Genomic DNA, 1,538 nt, shown 5'->3' on the forward strand with positions numbered 1-1,538 from the left:
GTCATGGAGCACATCGAGCAGGCGGGGGTGCACTCGGGCGATTCTGCGTGCTCCCTTCCGCCCTATAGCCTTCCTTTGGAGCTGCAGCGGGAGCTTAAGCGGCAGACCGTGGCCCTGGCCAAGGGGCTCAACGTGGTGGGGCTTATGAACGTCCAATATGCGATCCAGGACGGGGTCGTCTACGTGCTGGAGGTCAATCCCCGCGCTTCCCGCACGGTGCCCTTCGTCTCCAAGGCGACGGGACTGCCTCTTGCCAAGATCGCTGCCCGGTGCATGGTGGGCAAGACCCTGGCCCGCCAGGGGGTGGTGGAGGAGGTCACACCCCACTATTTTTCGGTCAAGGAGGCGGTTTTCCCCTTCATCAAGTTCCCGGGGGTGGACACCATCCTGGGCCCGGAGATGAAGTCCACCGGCGAGGTGATGGGGGTCGGGGAGACCTTCGCCGAGGCGTTCATCAAATCCCAGATGGCGGCGGGTGGGAAACTTCCCCGCGCCGGCAACGTGCTGTTATCGGTGCGCGCTGCGGACAAGCCCAGGGTGATCGAAATCGCCCGGGCCCTTGTCTCCTTGGGCTTCAGTCTCATGGCCACCAAGGGGACGGCAGCGGCGCTGGCGGCTGCCGGCCTGCCAGTTACGCCCGTCAACAAGCTGGGCGAAGGGCGGCCCAACATCGTGGATTACATCAAGAACGGCGAGATCAATCTCATCATCAACACGACCGACGACAGCCGCGCGGCGATCCAGGACTCCTATTACCTGCGACGCGAAGCGCTGCAGCACCGCATCACCTATTACACCACCGTGGCCGGAGCCCGGGCGGCTTGCCTGGGGATGCAGCACATGCGCGAGTCCAAGGTCTACGATCTCCAAGGGTTGCACCGGGCGCTGCGGGCGACGCGCTCGGCGGCCTGATCCCCCGGGACTTCCCCCTGGCTTGGCGGGACTGGCCTCATCTCGTTATCCTAAAAATTCCATTGAGGGAGTGTTCGCAGGCATGAACAAGATTCCGTTGACGGTGAGCGGCGCCGAGAAGCTGCGCGCCGAGCTCCATGACCTGAAAACGGTGCAGCGGCCGGCGATCATCCAGGCGATCGCCGAAGCCCGCGCCCATGGCGACTTGTCGGAGAACGCCGAGTACCATGCTGCTAAGGAACGGCAGAGCTTCATCGAGGGGCGCATCAATGAGCTGGAGGCGAAGCTCTCCAACGCTCAGATCATCAACCCGGCCCTGCTCGACGCCGACGGCCGCTGCGTCTTCGGCGCCACCGTGGACCTAGAGGACATGACGAACGGGGAGGTGGTGACTTATCAGATCGTGGGGGACGACGAGGCCGACATCAAGGAAGGCAAGATTTCCATCAGCTCCCCGATTGCCCGGGCCCTCATCGGCAAGCGCCCGGGAGACGTGGCAGAGGTCCAGGCCCCCGGCGGGATTCGGGAATACGAGATCCTGGACGTGCGCTACGTCTGAGGCGTCGCCCCCTTGCCCGGGAGTCTTCTTCCGCGGGACGCGGGGGGGTGAAAGCGCGGTCCTTGTC

The 1,538-nt window shown here is 64.5% G+C and carries 2 protein-coding genes; both read left to right on the forward strand.

The annotated features are described in order from the left end of the window. A partial coding sequence (locus V7Q81_RS16040; protein ID WP_442954865.1) for an ATP-binding protein occupies window positions 1-912 on the forward strand: 912 nt, incomplete at its 5' end. An 82-nt stretch (window positions 913-994) separates the two neighbouring features. Next, window positions 995-1,471, forward strand: a complete 477-nt coding sequence (gene greA, locus V7Q81_RS16045) for a transcription elongation factor GreA (RefSeq protein ID WP_333845342.1) — start codon at window positions 995-997, stop codon at window positions 1,469-1,471. The last annotated feature ends 67 nt before the right edge of the window (window positions 1,472-1,538 follow it).

Origin of the sequence: Pelomicrobium sp. (genome assembly GCF_036803785.1) — a bacterium.
Classification (GTDB): Bacteria; Pseudomonadota; Gammaproteobacteria; order Burkholderiales; family UBA6910; genus Pelomicrobium.